This window comes from Paraclostridium sp. MRS3W1 (assembly GCF_032465715.1).
Classification (GTDB): domain Bacteria; phylum Bacillota; class Clostridia; order Peptostreptococcales; family Peptostreptococcaceae; genus Paraclostridium; species Paraclostridium dentum.
Map to the genome: position 1 here is coordinate 18,278 of NZ_JAWDJM010000188.1, position 24,430 is coordinate 42,707.

The window sequence follows — 24,430 nt, forward strand, 5'->3', positions numbered from 1 at the left end:
ACCTCCGTAGCTAAATATATATTGTATACAGTATAACATATAATAAAAGGTGTTTTTACAATATCTTCTTAGCTTCTATTATTCTTTGTATTATCGTTATAAATATAATCGCCGAAAATAAATTTGTAAAAATTACTATATAGCTTGGAACTAGTATCATTAAACTAAACATTAAAAAACCTTCACTTCTTTCAGCAACTCCAGCTTGATAATAAAAAGATTTCATACCTTTTTTTTCTACTAAAGCTCCTACTGTCAAAAATATAGTCATAGAAATTATAATACATATAAGTAGCACAATAAAATTAATTCTTGCATTTGAATACCTCATTGCTAATGATAATATTATAGAAGTTTCAACAATTCTATCAAAAGTTATATCCATTAACGTTCCAAATAAAGATGTTGTTTTTGTTTTCCTAGCTATAGAACCATCTACAGCGTCTAGGTATCCTGAAATCCAAAGAGTTATAACTGCAAGTATATTCATATCTATATATATAAATACACTTGTCAATATTCCTAAAAGCAAAGCTATAATAGTTACATTGTTTGCAGTTAAATTTAGTTTAATAAAAAAATTAGCTCCACAATTTATAATTGGATCTACATACTTTCTACCGTGTGTATCTAACATAATTTCACCTACTTCTTCTGTGTATTTATAAACTTATTTTTTAAAACTATTGACGATAAAATTAGCAGTATAAGTGCCATTATTGATAGATAAAAACTATTGCTACCTATATCAACCGATTGAGCTCCAATATTTGTAAAGACAAGAATGCCCGGAATAGTACCTACTATAGTTGCAAATATAAAATCTCTATATTTTATATTTGTAAGACCCGCTCCATAACTAATCACATCAAACGGAAACAACGGTATAAGCCTAAGTAATAAAATCACAAAAAAACCTTTTGTGTTTATCATTTCTTCTATATAATCTAATTTTTCTTTTGTAATTTTTTTCACAAAATTTCTTCCAAGTTTTCTAGATATATAAAAAGATAAACTCGCCCCTAAAAGCGCTCCTATAAGTGTGTATATATATCCTTTAGTTAATCCAAATATAATTCCTCCTCCAATTGCTAAAATTGAATCTGGAAAAAGAGTTAAAGGCACTAATGCAAACATAATAATATATACTAAAGGTGCTAGTTTTCCAAATGAAGTAACATACTTTTGTATATCATTTGGTCCTATATCCATGTTTAAAATTTTGTATATAATACTTCCAATTACAAAAATTATAATTCCCGATAACAATACTTTTAAAAATTTGCTAAATTTATAATTCATACCAACCTCCAATTAATTATTTGCATAGTGTAGTTGTTTTATATCTTGTGATCCATTTATTAAGTGTTTTTGTCTTAGATTGTGTAAATAAATTTTTGTTTATAACTTCTTCATTGAATAGTAAATCTAATGTATGGAGTATATTTTTATTTGAATTTAACAATGATTCACAGCATGATTCACAATAACAAACTATATTTTCACATTTAGTCTCATCAGCCCTACTATTCATCTGTTTTAAAGCAAGTTGATAATTCGTTACTCCCACCATACCTCCAGCTCCACAACAAACAGTATCTTTTTTATTATTTTTAAACTCGACTATATTTAACCCTAGCTCTCTTAATATACATCTAACACTTTCATGTATTTGGTTTTCATGCCTTGTTGAACATGAATCATGGATTGCAGCCTCTATTCCTTCATAATTATGTTTCAAGTTGTCTGGAACTCCAATTTCATTTATAACTTCATATACAGTCTTTATCTTAACATTTTCACTGTAATTTTTTATAGTATTGTAGCAATTCGGACATGCCACTATAATTTCGTCTATTCCTTCTTTTTTTATATACGTTTCTAAGCTAGAATAATATTTTTTAAACTTATCTTCATCTCCCATTGATAATGTGGGTTTTCCACAACACTTTAAAGTCATTCCAATATTAGTGTAGTACTGCTTCAAGTATTCATATGTCTTTAAAACAATATCTTCACTATAACTGCTTAAACTACATCCTGGTAAAAATACAGTTTTATTATCATTAATTTTTAAGCTTTTTGAAAATATAGGTGAAAAACTATTCATTTGATGAAACCTAACAACTTTATATCCATCTCTTTTTACTTCTTGTTTATTATTTAAAACTGCGTATTTTCTTATTTTATAAAATGTAGATTTTAGATCTATTCCTTTAGGACACTTACTCGTGCATAAGCCACAAAGCATGCATGAATATGCAACTTTTCTTATATCTATACTATCGGATAAAATCCTATTCATTAAATCCTTTGGTGAGTTCTCAAATTCTTTCATCATAGGACAGTTATGAAAACATAGCTTACAATTTATACATTTATTTTCATCATCTTTAACTTTATTTTTTAAATTTTCATTTAGCTCCATTCATCCTCACCTCTCATATATACAAAATGAAATATCCCAAAATTTGATTAACAAACTTGGGATATTTCTTATACTAAATATTAACTAACTTTATTTTTATCATTATATATTTTCTTTAGTACATATATCAAAACACTTATAGCACTAAGTGTAAGAATTCCCATCATCATTAATTTAGCCCCACCAGTAAGCATATCACCAACATACGAATATATTATAGTTGCTGGAAGCTGACCAATTCCAGTAGCTATAAAAAATGATACAAAACTCATAGATGTTAACCCTGCCGCATAACTAACTAAATCAAATGACATAAATGGAAGTAATCTTGCTATTAATATTGTATGTTTTCCATATTTATTAAAAAATTCATCTATACTATCAATTGCAAACTTACTTGTAAGTTTTTCTACTGTATCTCTTCCTAAAAATCGTGCTATATAAAAGCATAGTGCTGCCCCTGCCATAGCACTAGTCCAAGAAAGAAGTGCCCCTTTTACCCATCCAAATAATGCTGCATTTGCAAATGTTATTAAAAATGCAGGCAATGGAGCGGCTACGGACTGAAGTATCATTAAAATAAATGATATAATTGGCGCCCAGATTCCAAATGATAAAATATACTGTTTTAAGCTTTCTAAATTCAACATACTTAAATAAAATATCATTTGATTTATAAATCGATTAACAGGTCCTACAAATAAGTATATACCTATAATCAAAAGTAAAACTCCTATTTTTAAAATTAAAGATTTTTTCTTTTTTTGTTTCATAATTTACCTCTTATTTCTCAACAGGATTAGTTTTATCTCCTGCCCACTCATAGTAAGATGCATCATAGTTTTTAACATTATCATACCCTATTGATTTTAAAATTAATGCCATATGTCCTGATCTAATTCCAGATGTACAGTAAGTAACTATTTCATCGTCTTTATTTATACCTGCATCTTTGAATAACTTTTCTAAATCTGCTTTAGATTTTATAGTTCCATCTTCATTATACACTTCATTAAATGGTATATTTATAGATTTAGGTATATGTCCACCTCTAGCTTCTCCAAACTTAGTAGCGCCATCATACTCATCTTTTTCTCTTGTATCTATTATTTTAACATCATTCATTTTTTCTTTTAAAGTCTTTGTATCTATATTTATATCATTTTTAAGTTCTTTTATAACATACTCTGATTTCTTAGGATCCACTTTTTCTTTAGATATTTCTTCTCCGTTAGATTTCCAAAGGTCCATTCCTCCGTTTAACATTCTAACATCTACTCCTGTTTCCTTGAACATCCAAGCTAGTCGTCCGTCTTCACCCCATCCATTTTTCTGAGCATAAACGATAACTTTTTTATTTTTATCGATTCCAAGATCCGAATATATCTTAGATAATTGATCTTTATCTAAAAGAGTTCCCCAGTCCTTGTCTCCTGCTTTGCCTTCCATTTTACAAAAACTTTGCCAAGCTACATTTATAGCTCCTGGTATATGTCCTTTATTATAGTCATCTTCGCTTCTAGCATCTATTATTAATATATCTTTATTCTTTAAATTTTTACTTAACCAGTCTACACTTGTGAAATATTCATTATTTTCATATGTATAATCCTCTTTTGTTGTTTTTACACTTTGCTCCTTATTTGTTGCATTAGTATTTTGCTCATTTTTTTTATCAGCACAACCTACTACTAACCCACTAGTTATTAATAATGAACTAACTATTAATATTGCTTTTTTACTCCTAATATTCATATGAATCCTCCCAGATAATTTTCAAGAATTTTTTGTCACTTTTTGTATTACATCTTGGATTATATCATAATAGATATTACATAAATTATAGAAAAAATCTATACCTTAGTTATTCAATATAGCTTTTATCTATTTAGATAGTTTAAAATTTTAATTTAATAATAAAAAAAGGCTAGAGTAAACTCTAGTCTTTTTTTATTATTATTTAAACATTTTTTTACTAGCTTTTTTCATATCTTTTGCAACTTTTTCTCCTGCATGTTCTACTGAGTTTGAAAAAGATTGTATACCTTTTGACATATCATGGCCTAGTTCTTCCATTTTATGTCCCATTTCTTTAAACATTTTATTTTTCTTAGCCATCATTTTCACCTCTTTATCATTTTATAAATTATTTTACTCACAATTTATATTTCTATTCTTCCTAAAGAGGCAAGGCTTTAAATATCTATATTAAAAATTTAAGTATAAATACAAATCCTATAATTACTGTAGTTATGCTTATTTCTTTAGCTCTACCAGAGAATAATTTTAATATTATATAAGATATAACACCAAATACTATCCCATCAGCTATAGAGTATGATAACGGCATCATTATTATAGTTAAAAATGCTGGAATAGCTTCTGTAAAATCTTCTAAATTTATTTCTTTTATAGGCTCTATCATAAATAGTCCAACTAATACTAGTGCCGATGCTGTAACAGCTGGAGTTATTATAGAAAATAAAGGTGCAAAGAATAATGCTAAAAAGAACATAACTGCAGTTGATACAGCTGTAAGACCTGTTCTTCCACCCTCTGCAACTCCTGATGCACTTTCAACAAAAGTACTTACTGTACTTGTACCTAGACAAGCTCCTATAGTAGTTCCTACTGCATCTGCAAATAATGCTTTTTTAACGTTTGGTACTTTCCCATTTTCATCTAACATTTTAGCTTTTGTAGCAACTCCTACTAAAGTCCCTATAGTATCAAACATATCCATAAATAATAGTGTAAATAACACTATAACCATATCTAAAGAGAATATGTTGTGCCACTCAAAGCTAAGTACAGTTGATGAAATTGAAGGAGGCATGCTCATTACTTTTGTTGGTATATCTATAACACCCATAGGTATTCCAATTATAGTTGTAACTATCATTCCTATAAATAATGCCCCTTTTATGTTTTTAGCTAATAATACAGCTGTTATTAATATACCTATTAAAGCTAATAATCCAGTTCCTGAAACTATATTTCCAAGAGCTAATATAGTTCCTCCACCTTCAGGGTGAACTATAACTCCAGCTCCTTCTAATCCTATTAGTGAAATTAATAGTCCTATACCTACCGAAATAGCTTTCTTTATGTTATTTGGAATAGAATCAACAATAGCTTCACGCACATTAAATAATGTTAACATTATAAATATAAGTCCTTCTAAGAATACTGCTGTTAATGCAAATTGATATGAATATCCCATTCCTATTACTATCGTATATGCAAAGAATGCATTTAATCCCATACCTGGGGCTAAAGCAAATGGTAATTTCGCATATAATCCCATCATAAGAGTAGCTATAACTGCAGATAAAGCTGTAGCTGTAAATACCGCTCCATAGTCCATTCCTGCTGCAGATAATATACTAGGATTTACTATTAATATGTACGCCATTGTCATAAAAGTAGTAATACCTGCTAAAATTTCTGTTTTTATCGTAGTATTATTTTCTTTAAGTTTAAAATACTTCTCCATTTACGTCCTCACTCTTTCTGTCGAATTTTGTTTTTTCACAGAACTCTATAATATCATATTTTAAATTTTTATGCACATTTTTTCGAATATTTTTTTATTTTTGTATGTTTATGTATGTGTTTTCATTTTATACTTTGTATTATTATGTAATTGAAAATGTTTTTATATTCATCTATAATTAAATATTGAACTTAATTTTTTAATGTTATGGGAGGAAATTGTAAAATGGAAATAAAAAGATATGAAGGAACTGGTAGAATGAGTAGGGCAGTTGTACATAACAACACAATATATTTATGCGGTCAAACACATGGAGAAGGTGATGTTAAGGAACAAACTAAGATGGTATTACAAAAAGTAGAAGATTTACTAAATAAATATGATTCTGATAAAGATCATATATTATCTGTAACTATATATTTAAGAGATATGAAAGACTTTGCTGATATGAACTCTGTTTGGGATGCTTGGGTAAACGAAGGTTCTGAGCCTGCTAGAGCTTGTGTTGAAGCTAGATTAGCTAGAGAAGCTTTATTAGTTGAGATGTCTGTTACTGCAGCAGTTAAATAATTAAGAATAAAAGCTATAAAACACAAGTTTATTTGTATTTTATAGCTTTAAAATTAAATTTCATTATTTTTTAATATAAAGTTTGAACTATCCTCGGGTTTACCCTCTATATATTCTCCCATATACAAGGTATTCCCATTTTTTTCATCTACTACAACTATAGTATTTTTCAAATCCTCATCACCAGAGTACCCTCCTCTAATTGCCTTATAACTTCCCATACAAAGATACAACTTTTTATTTATAACTCTAAAAGATTCTATATGTGACATTTCATTTAATTTTTCAACTTTATACTCTTTATTTTTATCTATTTTGTTATTTTTCAAATCGATTGTGTATTGAATTATATTTGTATAACTCTCATCTTTATCATTTTTGTTAAGTAAATATAATTTTCCATTTTCTATGCTATATTGAATTGTATCTGTATCGATTGATTCAATATCCTTATTGTTAATTATAGGTCCTTCCATATATTCAAATTTATTTTTTTTCATATCATAATAAATTAAATATACTTCTCCATTTTTCTTTTTATCATTTGGATAAGTTTCTATTGTTGAATACAATTTATCCTCATATTCAAAACATATTTGATTATTGCTTATTATTATTTCACTATCTTTTTTCTTTTGAACAAATTCTCCAACTTTATCAATTTCTTTTTTATTCAAATTAAATTTATAAATATCAATTGCTACATCCCCGCTACCTGTAATATTTCCTTTTGCAGAGTACTCAACATCTTCAGATACACTAGATAATATATATATATCTTCATTTTTAATACCAACAGTTAGTCCATAAGAAAAATTACTTTCTCCATCAAAACTTTTTGGTAAATTTAAATCATATTCTTCAACATTACCACTCCTAAGGTTTTTATTAACTATTTTAAAACTTAAGTTAGCATCTCCTGTACCTGTATAGTTTATTCCCGTATCCTCTATGTATCCTATATTTTCTTCACTACAATATCTCTGATTATCTTGTTGTACATTTTTTAACATTTCCTTATGTTCATCTTTCACCTTAGTATTTTCACTTAGGTTGTATATTGACTTTGAATTCTTTTTCACTGTAAATTTATCTTTTGATGTTATAGTTTGAACATTTCCATACAATCCATTTTGAGTTTGAGATATAAATAATACATCTCCGATTTCATTCCTATCTCCCTTTATATCTACTAATTCATGCTTTGGTTGATTTATAATAACCCCTAATAAAACTAGTATAAAAGAGAATACTGCTAATCCTAAAATTGTAATTGATAATTTTTTATTCATATAAATCCTCCTTTATACACAAACCCTTTTATTTATTAATCTATACGAAATCAAGATGGATACCATAAGCAATAAAATATAATACATTATGTGATTTAATAGTAAGTTTCCTAAAATTCCACTATCTAATCCTATTATAAATACATATCCTATTATAGTAATTAAAATGTATCCAATCCCTAATAATACTCCCACTTTTTTAAATGATCTTTCTATTAACACTCCAGTAAATATAACTACAACAGCAAGTATTATTCCAAATAAATCTATCATTAAAAAATCTAATAAGTATGGTGATACTACATTTATTTGATTAACCGGCTGCATCATATTAGAGTATACGTTCGCAAAATTTGGAGAACTTATTCCAGCAAATATTTTTATAATATTTAAATCCATATACCAAAATAAAAATTGACATGCGATTACTCCATATATCATAACAAGTACCATAATTAACTTAGCTAAATATATGTTGAATTTCGGTTGTGGAAGGCTTAATAATGTATATATGGTTTTACTCTTTGAATAGTAATCTCTGTACCATATAATAGTTGCATATAATAAGCAAAATAATATAGCTACGCCTAAAGCCATACTTCCGTATACGTATATATCATTTTTTGTAAATTCATTTACAAAACTATAACCTAAATTAGTTTTCAATATATCTATATTCATAGGCAAATTATTTTCTAAGCTAATCCTTTTTACAGAATCATATAAAGTTTTCATAACTCCAGCTAAGTTAGCTATCAATAATGTTCCTATAAGCAAGAAGTACAGTTTGTATATTCTTTTAAATTCTATATTATATAAAGTGAGTATCTTATTCACCTTTATATACCTCCCTCATTTTATCTATTATTGATTTTCCTTCTTCTTCACGAGTCTTTTCTGCATTGAAAACTAGAGAAAGTTTCCCCTCATCAATAAGAATTACGTCATCTGCTATCATTTCAATTTCAGCAATTTCATGAGTGGTTATTATTATACTTTGTTCATCACCTACATACTTAGTCATTACACCTAAAAAATCTTCTCGTTTAAATATATCTATTCCTGAAAATGGTTCATCTAATATAGTATACTTAGCATTTTGAGCAAAGCCTAGTATAATTTTAACCCTAGCAATATTTCCCTTTGAAAGCTCTGAAATTTTTTTATCATCAGTCAAATTGAACAATTTCAGCATATCATATGCTTTTTCTCTATCCCATTTTTTATAAAATTCTTTCATAAATTCAAAACTTTCTTTTATTGTAAGTTGTGCAAAATAGTTGTCCACATCTGGGACAAAAGCTACTTTTTCATATGTTTTATAATCTATTTTTTCTCCATCTATTAATATTTCACCTCTATCTAATTTCACAAGTCCGCATATAGATTTCAAAATAGTCGACTTTCCAACACCGTTTATTCCTAAAATGCAAGTTATCTTTCCCTCATGGATTTCAAAGGATATATTGTCTAATGCTTTTACTTTTTTGTACTTTTTACTAGCATTTTTAATTTCTATCAAATTTATCCCTCCTAAAACCTATCATTTATTATGTTTATAACTTCTTCTTTTTTAACATTTATAGCTTTCATGCTTGCTATAAACGAATCCATGGATTCATTTATCAAATCTTCCTTTATTTTTGTTATTATAGAACTATCATCCGTTATGTTACTTTGATAGTTTCTGTGAGTCGTTATTATCCCCATTTCTTCCATTTCTTTATATGCTTTTTGAACAGTATTTGGGTTTACTTTTATCATAACTGCCATATCTCTCCTTGACGGTATGATATCTCCTATTCCTAATTCCCCTATTACAATTTGTTGTTTTATATATCGTATAATCTGAATATATACTGGTTCTTTATCGTTTGGAATAAAACTCATAATTTTCACCTCCGTATCACTGTACCATGCAAATAGTACACCTCTAAGTGTATTATATATATAGTACACTCAGAGTTCAACTGTAAATTTAAGTAATAAAGTAATTTATATATATAAATACATTTAATTTGTTAACCCATACATAATAAAGCCCTCATATTTATATAAATTAATTAAGGAGGTGATTTTATTTTAGATAAACTTAAATCCTCTATGAAAAATCAATTTAATATATACGAAAACTATCAAGTGTCTAACTATAATTTTGATTTTATGGGGGAGTATATACTTACCAATTCAAAATACTTTTTAAATAAAAAGAGAGTAATTTGGTCTTATGATAATAAAGAGTATGTGTTTGCAAAAGAATTAGATAATCTGTCAATTGATTACTTAGAAAAAAACTTATTATCTTTTACTGATTTTGCTATGAAAAACCTTGTACAAGTCGATGAAAATCACATGTCTACAACCATAACTCTTTTTGTATCTACAAATCATATCGATAAAATTTTAAGATCTAAAATACCCAAGATAAAAAAAAGAAAAAGCTATATGTTAGGACTTAAAGGCTATTCATCACTCAGAATAATTCTTTTTGATAAATCCACAAATGAATTTATTTATAACTGCGATTCTAAAGATATTATTCATTTTTATAAGGAGGTTTTATTATGAATTCATTAACACTACTTTTAATAAGTGCACTTATTCTTTTTATAGGATATGTATTTTATGGTGGATATTTAGCTAAAAAATGGGGCGTAGATGATACAAGAAAAACACCCGCTCATACTAAATATGATGGGGTTGACTATGTTCCTGCTAAATCTCCAGTATTACTCGGACATCACTTTGCTTCAATTGCTGGTGCTGGTCCTATAGTAGGTCCTATCCAAGCAGCTATATTTGGTTGGATACCAGTTGCCCTTTGGGTATTAATAGGTAGTATTTTCTTTGGTGGTGTTCAAGACTTTGGTTCTTTATTTGCATCTATTAGGCATGAGGGTAAATCTATAGGTGAAATAATAGAATCCAACATGGGTAAAAAGGGTAAAAAACTCTTCGCATTATTTGCTTGGTTAACTCTAGTTTTAGTTGTTGCAGCCTTTGCAAATATAGTAGCTGATAACTTTGTTTCTACCCCACAAGCTGCTAGTGCTTCAATATTTTTTATAGTTTTAGCAATTTTGTTTGGTATAGCAGTTTATAGATTTAAAATGCCTTTAATTCCAGCTTCTGTAGTAGGTGTTCTAATGTTATTTGGATGTATTTACTTAGGTTTTTTATTTCCTATAGCTTTAAGTAAACAAACTTGGATAATATTACTTATGATCTATATTTTCATAGCTTCTGTAACTCCAGTTTGGATATTACTTCAACCTAGAGATTATCTTAACTCTTATCTATTATATGCAATGATAATTGGAGCCCTTTTAGGTATTGTTATATTAAGACCAGAAATACAAATGGATGGATTTATAGGCTTTAATGTCGGAGGCCAATACTTATTCCCTGTACTATTTGTAACCGTTGCTTGCGGAGCTATTTCAGGATTTCATTCACTTGTTGGATCTGGTACATCTTCAAAACAATTGTATAAAGAATCCGATGCTAAAAAAATAGGTTATGGAGCTATGCTTATAGAAGGTCTTCTTGCAATTGTTGCGCTTATAACTGTAGCTTATATTTCTAACAAGCAATTTGGAAGTTTATTAGGAAACGGTGGACCTGTCAACGTATTTTCTGAAGGAATCGCTAATTTCATGGCATCATTTGGCATCCCATTTGGCATAGGTAAAACATTCACATCACTTGCTATATCTGCATTTGCGCTTACATCTTTAGATACTGCTACTAGACTTGGTAGATTTATATTCCAAGAGTTTTTCGATACAAATGGATTGAACAACAAAGAAGCTACAAAAGCCAATCCACTTAGCAATATGTATGTTTCTACAACTATAACAGTTGTATGCTCTGGTCTTTTAGCTGTTATGGGATATGAAAAAATATGGCCTATATTCGGATCTGCAAACCAACTTTTAGCAGCAATAGCATTAATGGCCATAGCTATATGGCTTGCTAATTCAAATAAGAGCTTTAAAGAATTTATAATTCCTATAATTTTTATGTTTATAGTTACTATAGTATCATTATGTTTTAATATAAAAGCTAATATAGGGGTCAATTATGCACTTGTAATAATAGCAGTTCTTTTACTTGTTTTAGCTATTATATTAATAAAAGAAGCTATTATGTTTATAAAAAAAGAAAAAATAAAAAACTTTAAATAAATAAAAAATAAGCTATCTTAAAAAAGATAGCTTATTTTTTATTTATTTAAATAGTTAAAACTTAAATCTCTATAGAAGTTTGCTTGAGTTAAACTTATATATGGAATTAGCCATAAAAAACCTATTCCAAATGTAAGTGCAGATAAAATAGCCCAGCCTATAAAGCTTAACTCTATAACAAAAAATTTCCATTTATTACCCTTCATCATTTTTATACTTAATCCCATAGCTTCTATAGTACCTAAGTGCTCATGTTCTATTATTATATATGGAGTTAGCATTAAAGCTAGTTCAAGTATAGTTAAAAGTATTAACAGTACCAATATCACCAAAATTCCAAATATAAATCCTGCTCCGAATCCTGATTCTGAAAAAGTAAATACAACTGTTCCCCCTAGTGCTATACCTATTACAATAAATGTAGCTATAAATACAATTGCAGATAATATAACTGTATATATTAATGCCTTTATAAATTTACTTTTAGAAACTACAACATCTGAAAAAGAACCATTCCCAATTTTTTCAATAAACATTAAGTAAAAGTTAGGAATTCCTATAGTTATAAATACTCCAAATCCAAATGACACTACAAACATTACTAAAGCTAATAACATAGATTCTGATTGCCCTTGTAACATACTTATTATTATAGATGCTACACTATAAGATAGTGTCAATAATACAGGTATCTTCCAATTTCCCTTTAATTGACTTTTCGATAATTCTTTTAGTTGAACTCTATCGATTTTAAACGCCCCCTTATTTTTAATTTGTATGACATTTAAAACTACATACATTATATTATATTAAAAACTTTTTATTTATTGATTAAATTATTAATTTATTGATATATATATTATATAAAAAATTTTTTCGAGGTGATTTTTAATGATAACAATAATTTCCCCCGCAACAACTATGAATTTTGATATAAATACTAATTTCAAGTCTTCTACTCCTTTTTTTGAGCCTGAAGTTAAGTATCTTATATCTATTTTAAAAAAGTTAACTAGAGATGAAATAAGCACTCTAATGAATCTAAGCAATGACTTAACTAATTTAAATTTTGATAGATATCAAACGTTAGGTACTGAATCTAGCAAATACTTACAAGCTTTACTTGCTTTTGATGGTCAAGTGTTTAATTGCATTAAAGTAAATGAATTTGATGAGTCAGACTTTGAATTTGCAAATGCTCATTTAAGAATCTTATCAGGTTTGTATGGTGTACTAAAACCTTTAGATATGATACAATCTTATAGACTTGAAATGAAAGCTAAATTAAAAAATGAACAAGGAAATGATTTGTATAAATTTTGGAAAGAAAAAATAACTGATTATTTTTATCATGAATTTAATAATCAGCAAAATAAAACTTTGCTTAATTTATCATCAACTGAATATTCTAAAGCTATAAATCTTAAAAAATTATCTAAAAATTTTCAAGTTGTAAATGTAGAGTTTAAAGACTTCAAAGAAAGTAGTAATACTTATAAAGTTATAGGTATTTACTCAAAAAAAGCTAGGGGGCACCTAACTAGCTACATAATTAAAAACAAAATAGATTCTATAGAAGGTATTAAAAACTTTAATTACGATGGATATACTTTTAATGCAAATTTATCTGATAGTAATTCAATAATCTTTACTAGATAGTAACAATTATTATTTTTAGATTAAAAAGTATTATTTTGGGTATATATCATTTGACTTAAAATTTGGAGGTTTCTGACTATGAAGTATAACTACACACAAGAGTTAAATAATATATTAAATAAAACATATAAAGAAATTATTTTTAGAATGGCTGTAAGTAATGAAAATATAGATTTTTCAAAAGAAAATTTAGATAAAACAAAAAAACTACTTTTAAGTGAAAAAGTTTTTATTGGAAGTGATTTAGATAAGTTTATTATAAACTGTATCCCATCAGATCATGAGGGGAACTTATTTAGAGTATCAATATCAAAACATCATGACAGACTTCATCCAAGATTTGAAAACTATAAAGGAGAGCCTGTATCTGATTCTAGTTATTCTAAATTTGGACTTTTACTTTGGGAAGAGCATATGAACAATTTATTAATATCAGATATTCAATCATTATTTAGCCAAGAAGGGTTTGTAAACTTTGTGAATAATGACTTAGATAGTTGTTTGAAGGAGTTATCAATTAAGTTAGATAAATATAAAAATAATTCAATAAAAATAGAATTTAAAAACAAAGAAAGCTTATTGAGCACAATTGCTGATATGATAGTTAATGAATCTCTTGATTTTGAATTTGCTCATATATTAGTTGATATGGATAAACTTAGAGATGATATGGCTAAGATGTCTACTACATTTGATGTTTATAATGAATTCGATAAATTAGAGGACGATACTAAGTACTGCATAATAAATTATCCTAAATACAATTATGATGAATTAATTGAAGTATTAACAAAGGATTATGGATTTAAATTATTAAATGAAAATTGTTTATCAAAAAACAAGTAAAATAAAAGGGTAACTATATAATTTTAAGAATAAAATTTTTATAGTTACCTTTTTAATTGATTTATTATCTTTTTATTACACTACCAAAAAAGTCAACATCTATGTGATCAAACTCTACATTTGTTTTTCCTTCATAAGTAATGTATATACCATCAATCCATTTACCTTTGTAATCTCGTTGAAGTAAACTTTCAACAATTGTGTATGTTGTTACACTAGCTCCTGTACTTCCTTGAAAAAATTTATTGCCCCACAATTTGTTTTCTTTATCTTCTTTAATATTTATGTAAGCTATATTATTATCTATTTTAATTAACTCTATTGGAGCATTTTTAAATTGTAATTTTGATACTTCTTTGATAATTATATTTACTTTATCATTCATAGATAAATTATCATCGATTTTGATATCACTTATTATTTTCTTTTCACTTGTATTAGAATTCATACTTATTATTTTAGCGTCATAAGTTTTTGAATTTTTTTTCTCATTTTGCTTATCAGTACTTAAGTTACTAGATACTTGCATCTCAGATTTATTATCACCTTTAACATCAACATTGTTGTTGCATCCGCTTAAAACCAACATACATATAAATATTAAGCAAAAAACTTTTTTTAACTTTTTCATATTTATACCTCCATATTTTACATATAACATCTATTTTAATTATATGAATCAAATATAGAAATATTTTATATATTTTTAGTTGTTTATACTGCTTAATTCATTCGCCAATTCTTCATCTTCTTTAGCCCATAAGAGAGTTCTATCAACTGCTCTCTTCCATCCTTTATATAAAATAGTTCTTTTTCTATCATCCATACTCGGTGTAAATTCCTTGTCTATTTCCCATTTTTCTTTTATTTCTTCTATACTTTTGAAAAATCCTACTGAAAGACCTGCAAGATATGCAGCCCCTAAAGCTGTAGTTTCTATTATTTTGGGTCTATCAATATTCACATTTAATATATCTGATTGAAATTGCATTAAGAAGTTATTTGCACTTGCTCCTCCATCAACTCTAAGACATTTTAACTGCATTTTAGAATCCTCTTGCATAGCCATTAAAACATCTTTTGTTTGATATGCTATAGATTCTAATGTAGCTCTAACTATGTGCCCTCTTTTTGCTCCTCTTGTCAATCCAAATATAGCTCCTCTAGCATACATATCCCAATAAGGAGCCCCTAATCCTGTAAATGCAGGAACTACATAAACTCCATTAGTATCTTGAACTTGATTTGCATAGTATTCCGATTGTCCTGAATCATATATTAACCTAAGTTCATCTCTTAACCATTGAATCGATGCCCCTCCAACAAATATACTTCCTTCTAAAGCATAGTTAACTTTTCCATCTACTCCCCACGCTATAGTAGTCAATAATCCTTTTTCTGATTCAACTATCGTATCACCTGTGTTCATTAATAAAAAGCACCCAGTTCCGTAAGTATTTTTAACACTACCTTGCTCAAAACATGTTTGCCCAAACAATGCAGCTTGTTGATCTCCTGCACACCCTGCTATAGGTATTTGTGCACCAGCTAACATTTCAGAATCTGTGTATCCATAAATTTCACTAGATGGTCTAACTTCAGGCAACATACTCTTTGGTATGTTTAATTCATCTAGAATTTCTTCATCCCATTTCAAATCTTTTATATTGAAAAGCATTGTTCTTGATGCATTTGAATAATCTGTAACATGAACTTTTCCTCTAGTTAAATTCCATATAAGCCATGTATCTACAGTTCCAAATAAAAGCTCTCCATTTTCAGCTTTATCTCTTGCACCTTCTACATTTTCTAAAATCCAATTTATTTTAGTAGCTGAAAAATATGCATCTACCAAAAGTCCTGTTTTTTCTTTTATAGTAGCTTCTAAGCCTTTATCTTTTAACTTATCGCATATGTCTGCTGTTCTTCTACATTGCCACACAATAGCATTATATACCGGTTTGCCCGTATTTTTATCCCATACAATTGTAGTTTCTCTTTGATTTGTTATACCTATTGCTGCAATTTCATCAGGTCTTATAAAAGATGTTTCTAGAACTTCTCTTAGTACACCACTTTGACTTCCCCAAATTTCCATAGGATTATGTTCAACCCAAGAAGCCTTTGGGTATATTTGAGTAAACTCCTTTTGTGCAGTTGAAACTATATTACCATATTTATCAAATAATATTGCCCTTGAACTAGTAGTTCCTTGATCTAATGCTATTATATATTTTTTTTCCATAATTTATCCTCAGCGAAAGAGTATATCTTAATCAATACCTTTCACTAAATTTCATCTCCTTTCGATATACACATTTTTAAGTAAATTAATGTATATTATCAATCTAAAATTAGTCTTTTTTTGTCTAAGGTATGCTAATTAGTTTTTATTATTATTTTATTGAGCATCTCTACCTATTATAATTTGCATTAATACAATTATTCAATAGTAACATTTTCAACTAGGAATTTCAAAATTATATCTGCATATTATTAGATTTGCTATATATATAATATAATTACTGAAAATAATGTAATATTCCTTTTTTAAATTTTATTATTTTAGATATTAAATCTTAAATTTGCTTTATTATAGAAATAATTCAATTTAACTATATCTATAAATACATATGATACAAAAAATAATTTAAAATAGGTGTGAATATAATCACACCTATTTTAAATTTATTTACCCATATGGAATGTTCTATTTATAATATCTAATTGTTGCTCTTTAGTAAGTTTTGTAAAATGTACCGCATACCCAGAAACTCTTATTGTTAATCTAGGGTATTCTTCTGGTCTTTCCATTGCATCTATAAGCATCTCTCTATCAAATACATTTACATTTAGGTGATGTGCACCTTGTCCAAAATAACCATCCAACATTGCAGTTAGATTTGAAGTTCTTTCTTCTATATCTTTACCTAAAGCTCCTGGAATTATTGAAAATGTATTAGAAATTCCATCTTGAGCATGTTCATAAGGAAGTTTAGCAACCGATGATAAGGAAGCTAATGCTCCACTAACATCTCTTCCATGCATAGGATTGGCTCCTGGTGCAAATGGCTCGCCTGCTTTTCTTCCATCAGGAGTATTTCCTGTTTTCTTTCCATAAACCACATTAGAAGTAATAGTTAGTATTGATTGGGTATGATATGAATTCCTATAAGTTTTATTCTTTCTTAGTTTATTCATAAAACTTTTTACTAAATCTATAGCTATATTGTCTACTCTATCATCATTGTTACCATATTTAGGGTATTCTCCCTCTACTTCAAAATCTATAGCTATACCAGCTTCATTTCTTATTGGCTTAACTTTTGCATATTTAATAGCTGATAGAGAGTCCACACATACTGATAATCCAGCTATTCCACAAGCCATAGTTCTAAATACATCTCTATCATGTAACGCCATCTCTAAAGCTTCATAGGAATATTTATCGTGCATATAATGTATTACGTTAAGAGTATTTATATATAAATTCGCTAACCAATCTGTAAATAAATCAAACTTTTCTATCACCTCTTCATAATTTAAATACTCAGATCTTATAACCTCAAATTTAGGGCCAACTTGAATTCCTAGTTTTTCATCAATTCCACCATTTATCGAATAAAGAAGTGTTTTTGCTAAGTTAACTCTAGCTCCAAAGAATTGCATTTGTTTACCTATTCTCATAGCAGAAACACAACATGCAATTCCATAATCATCTCCCCAATAAGGTCTCATAAGGTCATCATTTTCATACTGTATAGAACTTGTATCTATTGAAACTTTAGAACAGAAATCCTTGAATCCTTTTGGTAGAGAATTTGACCATAAAACAGTTAGATTTGGCTCTGGCGATGGACCTAGTGTATACAATGTATGTAAAATTCTAAAAGAATTTTTTGTAACTAATGTTCTTCCATCTATACCCATACCTCCTATTGATTCCGTTACCCAAGTTGGATCCCCTGAAAATAAATCATTGTATTCTGGAGTTCTAAGAAACTTAACCATTCTTAACTTCATTACAAAATGATCCATTAACTCTTGAATTTTTTCCTCTGTGATTTCTCCATTTTTTAAATCTCTCTCAAAATATATATCTAGGAAAGTACTAGTTCTCCCTAATGACATTGCCGCTCCATTTTGATCTTTTATAGCTCCTAAGTACCCAAAGTATAACCATTGAACTGCTTCTCTAGAGTTTTCAGCTGGTCTTGATATATCAAACCCGTAACTTTCAGCCATTTTTTTTAGTGATTCTAACGCTTTTATTTGATCTGATATTTCTTCTCTTAATCTTATAATATCTTCATCTATTACACTTACATCTAAACTATTCTTCTGGCTAATTTTATCTTCAATTAATCTATCAACTCCATATAATGCAACACGTCTGTAGTCTCCTATAATCCTCCCTCTTCCATATGCATCAGGTAATCCAGTTATTATTCCTGATTTTCTTGCTAATCTCATTTCCTCTGTATATGCATCGAATACACCTTGATTATGAGTTTTTCTATATTTAGTGAAAATTTCTTTTACTTTTTTATCTAGTTCAAATCCATAAGCCTTACAAGATGTTTCTACCATTCTTATCCCACCATAAGGCATTATACCTCTCTTTAAAGGTTCATCTGTTTGTAATCCTACAACAACCTCTTTTTCTTTATCTATATAACCTGGTTTATAAGCATCTATCGCTGATACTGTCTTAGTATCTACATCCAAAGTTCCTCCGTTATCTCTCTCTTTCTTAAATAATATCATCATATCATCCATTAATGCGTTTGTGTTTTCTGTTGCCTCAACTAAAAAAGACCCATCTCCTTCATATGGAGTATAATTTAATTGTATAAAATCTCTAACATCAATCTCCTTACTCCACTTTCCATCTTTAAAATTTTTCCAAGCTGTATTATACATTTAGTTGCCTCCTACATATTTCTTTAAATATATCTTATAAATTTATTTACTTTATTACTTACCTTTATAATAAAATTTATACACTTCATCTTTATTTGGTAATAATTTTATAAATCTATTCTAATTTATAAATTTAAATTCATATATGTTTTTAAACAACTTATCTGATATATATTTCATATTCACATTTTTTGTAAGTTATAGGAGTTCCATTTGTTTTATCATTATCAAATTGAACAACTTCAATTTTGTGTTTACCCTCTTTTAAATCATTATCACATATAGTTAACGTAACAGAACTTTCTTTCCCTAGCTTTTCAACTGTATTTAACTTTCCATCTATATATATATAACTTACTCTAGAATCATCAAAGTCTTTTGAGCTAAGTCCAACTTGTCCCAAACCTTTTTTTTCATCTCTATATACAGTAGGAATAGAGCCATCTTCTGAATTTGAAACATGAGTAGTAACTATTATACTACCCTTACCTATATCCCCTTCCACTCCAGATGGGATTGTTTTTTCAACTTCAACTCTATTTTCAACAACTTCCTTAGAACATCCAACAGTAAATACCATCATTAAACACAATAAAAATAATAATTTTTTCATTACATCCTCCAAAATCTCAATATTATTACTCTTTAGTGTTCCCAATTTTATACAAAAAAAGCATGAATTAATATATTAATTCATGCTTTTAAAAGAATTATTTTAATAAATAATTATTAACGTAGCATTTTATATTGCCTTTTTTGACAATTATGCAAAGAAAATAACTATTTACTAAGGTTTTATTATGCAGCTTCTAATTCTTCTTCTTCGTCTTTTTCTTGTCTAGATTTTATAAATTTAAATACATAATGAACTGCCATACCTACTCCAATAGCAAATACTAAGTCAAATACTACTGTAAATGTAAAAGTTATAAGCAGTACTAAAACATCTGATTTACTTGAAGATAATAGTTCCTTAAAATGAGACCATTCTCCCATATTATATGAAACAATAATAAGTATAGCTGCTAAAGTTGTCATTGGTATTAGCTTTGCAAAAGGCATAAGAATAACCATTATAAGTAATAATGTTATAGCATGTACCATTCCTGATATAGGGCTTCGCCCCCCATTTTTTACGTTTGCAGCAGTTCTTGCTATAGCTCCAGTTGCAGGAATTCCTCCAAATAAAGAAGATGCTATATTTCCTAATCCTTGTGCTACAAGTTCCATATTTGAATCATGTTTATCATCTATCATATTATCTGAAACTACACAAGAAAGTAGTGATTCTATAGCTCCTAATAGTGCAATTGTAAGTGCTGGATTTATTAAGTTTATAATTGTTTTTACATCCATATGTGGTATTTGTGGCTTAGGTATTGAAGATGATATTTCACTAAATCTAGTACCTATTGTGTCTGTTGGTAAGTTCAATAAATTTACAGCTAATGTAGAAACTATTAGCGCTATTATTGAAGCTGGAATCTTTTTATTTACCTTAGGCCAGTAAACTAAAATTAAAATACAAGATAGACCTATTAGAAATGATGCTATATCAAAAGTAGATATGTTTTGTATATAGCTTTCAACTTTGCCTATAAACTCTGCTGGCACATCCGCTATTTTAAATCCAAAAAAATCTTTTAATTGAGTTGTAAGTAATGTTACTGCTATTCCGCTTGTAAATCCTACTGTAATTGTTTGTGGTACATATTTTATTAAAGATCCAAATCTAAGTAGTCCCATAACTACTAATATAATTCCTGCCATCATTGTAGATGTTATAAGTCCAGTTATTCCATAAGTTTTAACTACTCCATAAACAATTACAACAAATGCTCCTGTAGGTCCTCCTATTTGAACCTTACTACCACCTAGAAGAGAAATTACAAACCCTGCAAATATAGCAGTTATAAGACCTTTCTCTGGTGATACTCCTGAAGATATAGCTAATGCTATCGAAAGCGGTAAAGCTATTATAGCAACTATTATACCTGCTATTATATCTTTTCCAACTTGATCTTTAGTAAGCTCATTATCTTTAATCATTTTAAATAACTTTGGTGACACGAAAACACTTCCTTCCAAAACTAAATATTGCAACATTTAATATATTAATCCTATTTTTTGATAAAGTCCATACATAATTTTTAAAATTTGTGTTAAAAACAAAAAAGATACTCCGCAATCGAAGTATCTTTTTTGTTTTTTAAATTTCATTCAGTTTTTGAAGTAATTCGTCTAAATCTATACCATGTATATATGCAGCTTGTTCTAAAGTTTCCATTTGTGCTGAAGGACAACCTAAGCATCCCATTTCGTAAGACATTAAAACATTTACTGAGTTTGGTTTTTTATTAATTAAATCTCCTATTAAGGTATTTTTATCTATTTTCATTTTAAATTCTCCTTTAATAATAGTTCGTATTTTTCTAATTTTATTATATCTTAATATTATAATATTTTTAAACTTTTTTCCGTAACATACGTTACATTTTTAATTTTTTTGTTAATAATTAAAAGCATGAAAATCTTTATTATGGTAAAATTTTATTTTACATTAAAATTTTACATTCCCATTTATTTTCTTTTTAATGTTTTTATGATAAAATATGTTATATATTTATGCTTGCTTGAATATAAATTTAATTGTGAAACTTGTACATACTATAAATATATTTTAAATTTCAAGCATAACTTGTTATCATAATTTAAATTTGAAATAATCTAGGAGGATTAATATGAGCTTAAAAGACAAATTCGCAGCATCATACGCTAGATCTAAAACAATGTCTGGCCCTGAAAAAAAAGCTAATGAAATAATGGGGAAATTATTACTTAAAAAGAGTATTATTCCTATGATCATAATGTTAGTTGTTTGGATGACAGGTATATACTTTAAAGTTAATGGTTGGGTATTATTCGGAATCGTACTTGTTATCGCTGTTGGTACTTATTTTTACATCAAAAAACAAGGTGACAAATATCAAAACTTCAAACCTTTTGTTGGAAATTTAATAAGCCTTGAGAAAAAGGGTAAAAAAGAATATGTAGCTATAATAAAACAAGGTAAAAGAGTTGATAAGTTACAAATAAAATATGGTGGCGAAGAGTTAGAGAAAGTTAAAAAGAACCAATTAGTTCAAATAAGTTATAATAAAGATGAAAAAATTGCAATCGTTGTAACTAAATAATTTTTCAAAGGAAAAGCTTCTACTAAATTAATGTAGAAGCTTTTTTATATTACTCTTTTAATACATACTTTTTATATATTTTAAGCGCATTCGCAAGCTGATCTGGGCAAGATGATTCTCTATTTTTACATGGAATTTTTTCAAATGCTTCTATAATTTCATCAATATTCTTTCCTTCAATCAAATTTTTAATTCCTATTAAATTCCCTGCACAACCACCTTCAAATATTACATCTTTTAACATATCTCCTTCTATGTCTAATAAAATTGATTTTGAACAAACACCACTAGTATAATATCTATACATACACATCACCTTATTTTAATATTTTATACATATTTATTTATAAACAGTATAATTTATGAGGATTTTAAATATTTTTTTATAATTTATATTTTATATATATCAATTAGTAGTTATAATTATAATAATAGCTATATTTGCTCTGAATATATTAGATAGATTGTGTATATAATCTATTAGATTACCTTTTAGGATGTGATACTTATGAGTGATGTATTAAAAGAAAACAAACTAAACTTATTTAATAATTTATTTAAATTTTTATTTCTTATGTTTTGGGTTATGTTTTGGTTTATAGGAATAATCCTTACAGATTATAAATTTAATAAAATAGCAATATACTTTTTTATTGCATATAGTTCAGTTTGTATAATATATATTATTAGTTATGTAATTTATATGAAAAGTTCAAATAATTTCGAAAAAAAGATAGAAGTTTTTTATAAAATTTCAACGCTTTTATCCTTTATTTTCTCCACATTAAGTTACTATATATTCCCTATTAGTATTATGTGGTTTTTAATTAAGCTATCATTATTATTTACATATATGTATATTTCTATATTAAAAGTTTATAAATACAAACTTGAAGAAGGCGTTGTTGGTATACTAGCATCTGCTTTAATGCTATTTATGTTTCTTAGATACTAAAATTATTAGTTTTTTGAAATATTAGACATATTTAGTATTTTTTGATATTATTTATCTTAGTAGTAAAATACTATTAATAATCAAATAAAAAGGAGTTATTATAATGGAAAGAACAGTTTTAGCCACTATCGGTGAAAAGGAAATAACTAATATTGATATCGAGAATGCTTTAAAAAGCTTAGACCCATACCAAGCTATGCAATTTAATACAGAAGAAGGTAAAAAAAGATTACTAGAAGATTTAGTAAATCAAGAGTTATTCTACCTTGAAGCTAAAGACGAAAATTTACATAATGACGAAAACTTCAAAGCTGAAATGAAAAGAATAGAAGAAAATATGTTAAAACAATATTCTATAAATAAAGTTTTAGCATCTGTTAAATTAACTGATGAAGAAATAGCTAACTTCTATGAAGCTAACAAAACTAAATTTGTTAAACCTGAAACAGCATCTGCTAAACATATATTAGTTGATACTGAAGAATTAGCTAATGACTTATTAAACAAAATAAATAGTAATGAAATATCATTCGAAGAAGCAGCTAGAGAGCATTCTTCTTGCCCATCTAAAGATGCTGATGGAGATTTAGGTACTTTCCCTAGAGGACAAATGGTTCCTGAGTTCGAAGAAGCTGTATTTAATATGAATAGAGGCGACGTACAAGGTCCAGTTAAAACTCAATTCGGATATCACTTAATAAAAGTAGAAGATAGACACGAAGGTGGTCAATCTGAACTTGATGAAGTTAAGGAAGAAATAGCTAAAAGCTTAATGTACCAAAAACAAAATGAAGTTTACTCTTCAAAAATAAATGACTTAAAAGCTAAGTATAATAATTTAGTAAAATTAAACGACTAATAAAAAAAGATAACTAATGGC

At 27.6% G+C, this 24,430-nt stretch carries 27 protein-coding genes; 8 read left to right on the forward strand and 19 right to left on the reverse strand.

Going from position 1 to position 24,430, the window contains the following annotated elements:
* Positions 1–55 precede the first annotated feature (55 nt).
* The 7 genes from RWY47_RS16055 to RWY47_RS16085 all read right to left on the reverse strand — a co-directional run bounded on the left by RWY47_RS16055 (position 56) and on the right by RWY47_RS16085 (position 5,924).
* Positions 56–637: a CDP-alcohol phosphatidyltransferase family protein gene (locus RWY47_RS16055; RefSeq protein WP_025161584.1), complete on the reverse strand. Its 582-nt coding sequence runs from the start codon at positions 635–637 to the stop codon at positions 56–58.
* Positions 638–645: 8 nt separating this feature from the next.
* Complete coding sequence (locus tag RWY47_RS16060) at positions 646–1,302, reverse strand: TVP38/TMEM64 family protein (RefSeq protein ID WP_150843132.1); 657 nt, start codon at positions 1,300–1,302, stop codon at positions 646–648.
* Positions 1,303–1,318: 16 nt separating this feature from the next.
* The gene (locus RWY47_RS16065) at positions 1,319–2,428 is read right to left on the reverse strand and encodes a (Fe-S)-binding protein (RefSeq protein WP_150843133.1); all 1,110 of its coding nucleotides are present in this window, start codon (positions 2,426–2,428) and stop codon (positions 1,319–1,321) included.
* An 80-nt stretch (positions 2,429–2,508) separates the two neighbouring features.
* A complete protein-coding gene (locus tag RWY47_RS16070; protein ID WP_150843134.1) occupies positions 2,509–3,201 on the reverse strand; it encodes a TVP38/TMEM64 family protein in 693 nt (230 codons plus the stop codon).
* Positions 3,202–3,211: 10 nt separating this feature from the next.
* Positions 3,212–4,183, reverse strand: a complete 972-nt coding sequence (locus RWY47_RS16075; protein WP_150843135.1) for a sulfurtransferase — start codon at positions 4,181–4,183, stop codon at positions 3,212–3,214.
* A 201-nt stretch (positions 4,184–4,384) separates the two neighbouring features.
* Positions 4,385–4,546, reverse strand: a complete 162-nt coding sequence (locus tag RWY47_RS16080; RefSeq protein ID WP_156344347.1) for a hypothetical protein — start codon at positions 4,544–4,546, stop codon at positions 4,385–4,387.
* Between the two features lie 85 nt (positions 4,547–4,631).
* Positions 4,632–5,924 carry an NCS2 family permease gene (locus RWY47_RS16085; protein WP_021433587.1) on the reverse strand — a complete coding sequence of 431 codons (1,293 nt, stop codon included), beginning with the start codon at positions 5,922–5,924 and terminating at the stop codon, positions 4,632–4,634.
* A gap of 225 nt (positions 5,925–6,149) precedes the next feature.
* Between RWY47_RS16085 and RWY47_RS16090 the strand changes: the two genes are divergently transcribed.
* Positions 6,150–6,494, forward strand: coding sequence for a RidA family protein (locus tag RWY47_RS16090; RefSeq protein WP_025161588.1), 345 nt, complete (start codon positions 6,150–6,152; stop codon positions 6,492–6,494).
* 53 nt (positions 6,495–6,547) lie between these two features.
* Here RWY47_RS16090 and RWY47_RS16095 read toward each other — a convergent pair whose 3' ends face one another.
* The 4 genes from RWY47_RS16095 to RWY47_RS16110 are packed head-to-tail and all read right to left on the reverse strand — an operon-like array spanning position 6,548 to position 9,676.
* Entirely contained in the window at positions 6,548–7,786 is a 1,239-nt protein-coding gene (locus RWY47_RS16095) for a hypothetical protein (RefSeq protein ID WP_257439110.1), read from the reverse strand.
* Positions 7,787–7,798: 12 nt separating this feature from the next.
* Positions 7,799–8,623, reverse strand: coding sequence for a hypothetical protein (locus RWY47_RS16100; RefSeq protein ID WP_150843136.1), 825 nt, complete (start codon positions 8,621–8,623; stop codon positions 7,799–7,801).
* Positions 8,616–9,308, reverse strand: coding sequence for an ABC transporter ATP-binding protein (locus RWY47_RS16105; RefSeq protein WP_021429577.1), 693 nt, complete (start codon positions 9,306–9,308; stop codon positions 8,616–8,618). Before RWY47_RS16105 ends, RWY47_RS16100 begins: the two co-directional genes overlap by 8 nt.
* Before the next feature lie 11 nt (positions 9,309–9,319).
* Entirely contained in the window at positions 9,320–9,676 is a 357-nt protein-coding gene (locus RWY47_RS16110; protein WP_021433591.1) for a GntR family transcriptional regulator, read from the reverse strand.
* Positions 9,677–9,925: 249 nt separating this feature from the next.
* Here RWY47_RS16110 and RWY47_RS16115 point away from each other — a divergent pair, with 249 nt between their 5' ends.
* Positions 9,926–10,354, forward strand: a complete 429-nt coding sequence (locus tag RWY47_RS16115; protein ID WP_150843137.1) for a hypothetical protein — start codon at positions 9,926–9,928, stop codon at positions 10,352–10,354.
* Entirely contained in the window at positions 10,351–11,973 is a 1,623-nt protein-coding gene (locus RWY47_RS16120; RefSeq protein ID WP_150843138.1) for a carbon starvation CstA family protein, read from the forward strand. Before RWY47_RS16115 ends, RWY47_RS16120 begins: the two co-directional genes overlap by 4 nt.
* A gap of 38 nt (positions 11,974–12,011) precedes the next feature.
* Here RWY47_RS16120 and RWY47_RS16125 read toward each other — a convergent pair whose 3' ends face one another.
* The gene (locus tag RWY47_RS16125) at positions 12,012–12,773 is read right to left on the reverse strand and encodes a DUF975 family protein (protein ID WP_224170419.1); all 762 of its coding nucleotides are present in this window, start codon (positions 12,771–12,773) and stop codon (positions 12,012–12,014) included.
* Positions 12,774–12,864: 91 nt separating this feature from the next.
* Between RWY47_RS16125 and RWY47_RS16130 the strand changes: the two genes are divergently transcribed.
* Both RWY47_RS16130 and RWY47_RS16135 read left to right on the forward strand, forming a co-directional pair.
* Positions 12,865–13,632 (forward strand): YaaA family protein, encoded by a 768-nt coding sequence (locus tag RWY47_RS16130; RefSeq protein WP_224170418.1) that lies wholly within the window; start codon positions 12,865–12,867, stop codon positions 13,630–13,632.
* 78 nt (positions 13,633–13,710) lie between these two features.
* Complete coding sequence (locus RWY47_RS16135) at positions 13,711–14,478, forward strand: hypothetical protein (protein ID WP_224170417.1); 768 nt, start codon at positions 13,711–13,713, stop codon at positions 14,476–14,478.
* Positions 14,479–14,542: 64 nt separating this feature from the next.
* Here RWY47_RS16135 and RWY47_RS16140 read toward each other — a convergent pair whose 3' ends face one another.
* The 6 genes from RWY47_RS16140 to RWY47_RS16165 all read right to left on the reverse strand — a co-directional run bounded on the left by RWY47_RS16140 (position 14,543) and on the right by RWY47_RS16165 (position 21,799).
* On the reverse strand, positions 14,543–15,109 hold the full coding sequence (locus RWY47_RS16140) for a hypothetical protein (protein ID WP_150843141.1): 567 nt from the start codon (positions 15,107–15,109) through the stop codon (positions 14,543–14,545).
* A gap of 75 nt (positions 15,110–15,184) precedes the next feature.
* Entirely contained in the window at positions 15,185–16,723 is a 1,539-nt protein-coding gene (gene glpK, locus RWY47_RS16145) for a glycerol kinase GlpK (protein WP_021429684.1), read from the reverse strand.
* A gap of 443 nt (positions 16,724–17,166) precedes the next feature.
* Positions 17,167–19,401: a formate C-acetyltransferase gene (gene pflB / locus RWY47_RS16150; RefSeq protein ID WP_150843142.1), complete on the reverse strand. Its 2,235-nt coding sequence runs from the start codon at positions 19,399–19,401 to the stop codon at positions 17,167–17,169.
* A 160-nt stretch (positions 19,402–19,561) separates the two neighbouring features.
* Positions 19,562–20,014 (reverse strand): hypothetical protein, encoded by a 453-nt coding sequence (locus tag RWY47_RS16155; RefSeq protein WP_085282164.1) that lies wholly within the window; start codon positions 20,012–20,014, stop codon positions 19,562–19,564.
* A gap of 185 nt (positions 20,015–20,199) precedes the next feature.
* Positions 20,200–21,471 carry a SulP family inorganic anion transporter gene (locus RWY47_RS16160; RefSeq protein ID WP_081949203.1) on the reverse strand — a complete coding sequence of 424 codons (1,272 nt, stop codon included), beginning with the start codon at positions 21,469–21,471 and terminating at the stop codon, positions 20,200–20,202.
* 139 nt (positions 21,472–21,610) lie between these two features.
* The gene (locus RWY47_RS16165) at positions 21,611–21,799 is read right to left on the reverse strand and encodes a DUF1858 domain-containing protein (protein ID WP_021429726.1); all 189 of its coding nucleotides are present in this window, start codon (positions 21,797–21,799) and stop codon (positions 21,611–21,613) included.
* Between the two features lie 343 nt (positions 21,800–22,142).
* On the opposite strand from RWY47_RS16165, the gene RWY47_RS16170 reads away from it, so the two are divergent.
* The gene (locus RWY47_RS16170; RefSeq protein ID WP_021429741.1) at positions 22,143–22,595 is read left to right on the forward strand and encodes a hypothetical protein; all 453 of its coding nucleotides are present in this window, start codon (positions 22,143–22,145) and stop codon (positions 22,593–22,595) included.
* Positions 22,596–22,644: 49 nt separating this feature from the next.
* Here RWY47_RS16170 and RWY47_RS16175 read toward each other — a convergent pair whose 3' ends face one another.
* The gene (locus RWY47_RS16175; RefSeq protein ID WP_021429622.1) at positions 22,645–22,902 is read right to left on the reverse strand and encodes a TIGR03905 family TSCPD domain-containing protein; all 258 of its coding nucleotides are present in this window, start codon (positions 22,900–22,902) and stop codon (positions 22,645–22,647) included.
* 201 nt (positions 22,903–23,103) lie between these two features.
* Between RWY47_RS16175 and RWY47_RS16180 the strand changes: the two genes are divergently transcribed.
* Together RWY47_RS16180 and RWY47_RS16185 are read left to right on the forward strand one after the other, a co-directional pair.
* A complete protein-coding gene (locus RWY47_RS16180; RefSeq protein ID WP_168930662.1) occupies positions 23,104–23,550 on the forward strand; it encodes a hypothetical protein in 447 nt (148 codons plus the stop codon).
* Positions 23,551–23,653: 103 nt separating this feature from the next.
* A complete protein-coding gene (locus RWY47_RS16185) occupies positions 23,654–24,409 on the forward strand; it encodes a peptidylprolyl isomerase (protein ID WP_021429681.1) in 756 nt (251 codons plus the stop codon).
* The last annotated feature ends 21 nt before the right edge of the window (positions 24,410–24,430 follow it).

Excerpts from the sequence above, each read along its gene's own strand:
- RWY47_RS16075 (WP_150843135.1), bottom strand. The coding sequence starts at position 4,183 with ATGAATATTAGGAGTAAAAAAGCAATATTAATAGTTAGTTCATTATTA.
- RWY47_RS16180 (WP_168930662.1), top strand. The coding sequence starts at position 23,104 with ATGAGTGATGTATTAAAAGAAAACAAACTAAACTTATTTAATAATTTA.
- RWY47_RS16085 (WP_021433587.1), bottom strand. The coding sequence starts at position 5,924 with ATGGAGAAGTATTTTAAACTTAAAGAAAATAATACTACGATAAAAACA.
- RWY47_RS16130 (WP_224170418.1), top strand. The coding sequence starts at position 12,865 with ATGATAACAATAATTTCCCCCGCAACAACTATGAATTTTGATATAAAT.
- RWY47_RS16065 (WP_150843133.1), bottom strand. The coding sequence starts at position 2,428 with ATGGAGCTAAATGAAAATTTAAAAAATAAAGTTAAAGATGATGAAAAT.
- RWY47_RS16080 (WP_156344347.1), bottom strand. The coding sequence starts at position 4,546 with ATGGCTAAGAAAAATAAAATGTTTAAAGAAATGGGACATAAAATGGAA.
- RWY47_RS16060 (WP_150843132.1), bottom strand. The coding sequence starts at position 1,302 with ATGAATTATAAATTTAGCAAATTTTTAAAAGTATTGTTATCGGGAATT.
- RWY47_RS16165 (WP_021429726.1), bottom strand. The coding sequence starts at position 21,799 with ATGAAAATAGATAAAAATACCTTAATAGGAGATTTAATTAATAAAAAA.
- RWY47_RS16175 (WP_021429622.1), bottom strand. The coding sequence starts at position 22,902 with ATGTATAGATATTATACTAGTGGTGTTTGTTCAAAATCAATTTTATTA.
- RWY47_RS16185 (WP_021429681.1), top strand. The coding sequence starts at position 23,654 with ATGGAAAGAACAGTTTTAGCCACTATCGGTGAAAAGGAAATAACTAAT.
- RWY47_RS16095 (WP_257439110.1), bottom strand. The coding sequence starts at position 7,786 with ATGAATAAAAAATTATCAATTACAATTTTAGGATTAGCAGTATTCTCT.
- RWY47_RS16155 (WP_085282164.1), bottom strand. The coding sequence starts at position 20,014 with ATGAAAAAATTATTATTTTTATTGTGTTTAATGATGGTATTTACTGTT.
- pflB (WP_150843142.1), bottom strand. The coding sequence starts at position 19,401 with ATGTATAATACAGCTTGGAAAAATTTTAAAGATGGAAAGTGGAGTAAG.
- RWY47_RS16090 (WP_025161588.1), top strand. The coding sequence starts at position 6,150 with ATGGAAATAAAAAGATATGAAGGAACTGGTAGAATGAGTAGGGCAGTT.
- RWY47_RS16140 (WP_150843141.1), bottom strand. The coding sequence starts at position 15,109 with ATGAAAAAGTTAAAAAAAGTTTTTTGCTTAATATTTATATGTATGTTG.
- RWY47_RS16070 (WP_150843134.1), bottom strand. The coding sequence starts at position 3,201 with ATGAAACAAAAAAAGAAAAAATCTTTAATTTTAAAAATAGGAGTTTTA.
- RWY47_RS16110 (WP_021433591.1), bottom strand. The coding sequence starts at position 9,676 with ATGAGTTTTATTCCAAACGATAAAGAACCAGTATATATTCAGATTATA.
- glpK (WP_021429684.1), bottom strand. The coding sequence starts at position 16,723 with ATGGAAAAAAAATATATAATAGCATTAGATCAAGGAACTACTAGTTCA.
- RWY47_RS16125 (WP_224170419.1), bottom strand. The coding sequence starts at position 12,773 with ATGTATGTAGTTTTAAATGTCATACAAATTAAAAATAAGGGGGCGTTT.
- RWY47_RS16135 (WP_224170417.1), top strand. The coding sequence starts at position 13,711 with ATGAAGTATAACTACACACAAGAGTTAAATAATATATTAAATAAAACA.
- RWY47_RS16120 (WP_150843138.1), top strand. The coding sequence starts at position 10,351 with ATGAATTCATTAACACTACTTTTAATAAGTGCACTTATTCTTTTTATA.
- RWY47_RS16055 (WP_025161584.1), bottom strand. The coding sequence starts at position 637 with ATGTTAGATACACACGGTAGAAAGTATGTAGATCCAATTATAAATTGT.
- RWY47_RS16170 (WP_021429741.1), top strand. The coding sequence starts at position 22,143 with ATGAGCTTAAAAGACAAATTCGCAGCATCATACGCTAGATCTAAAACA.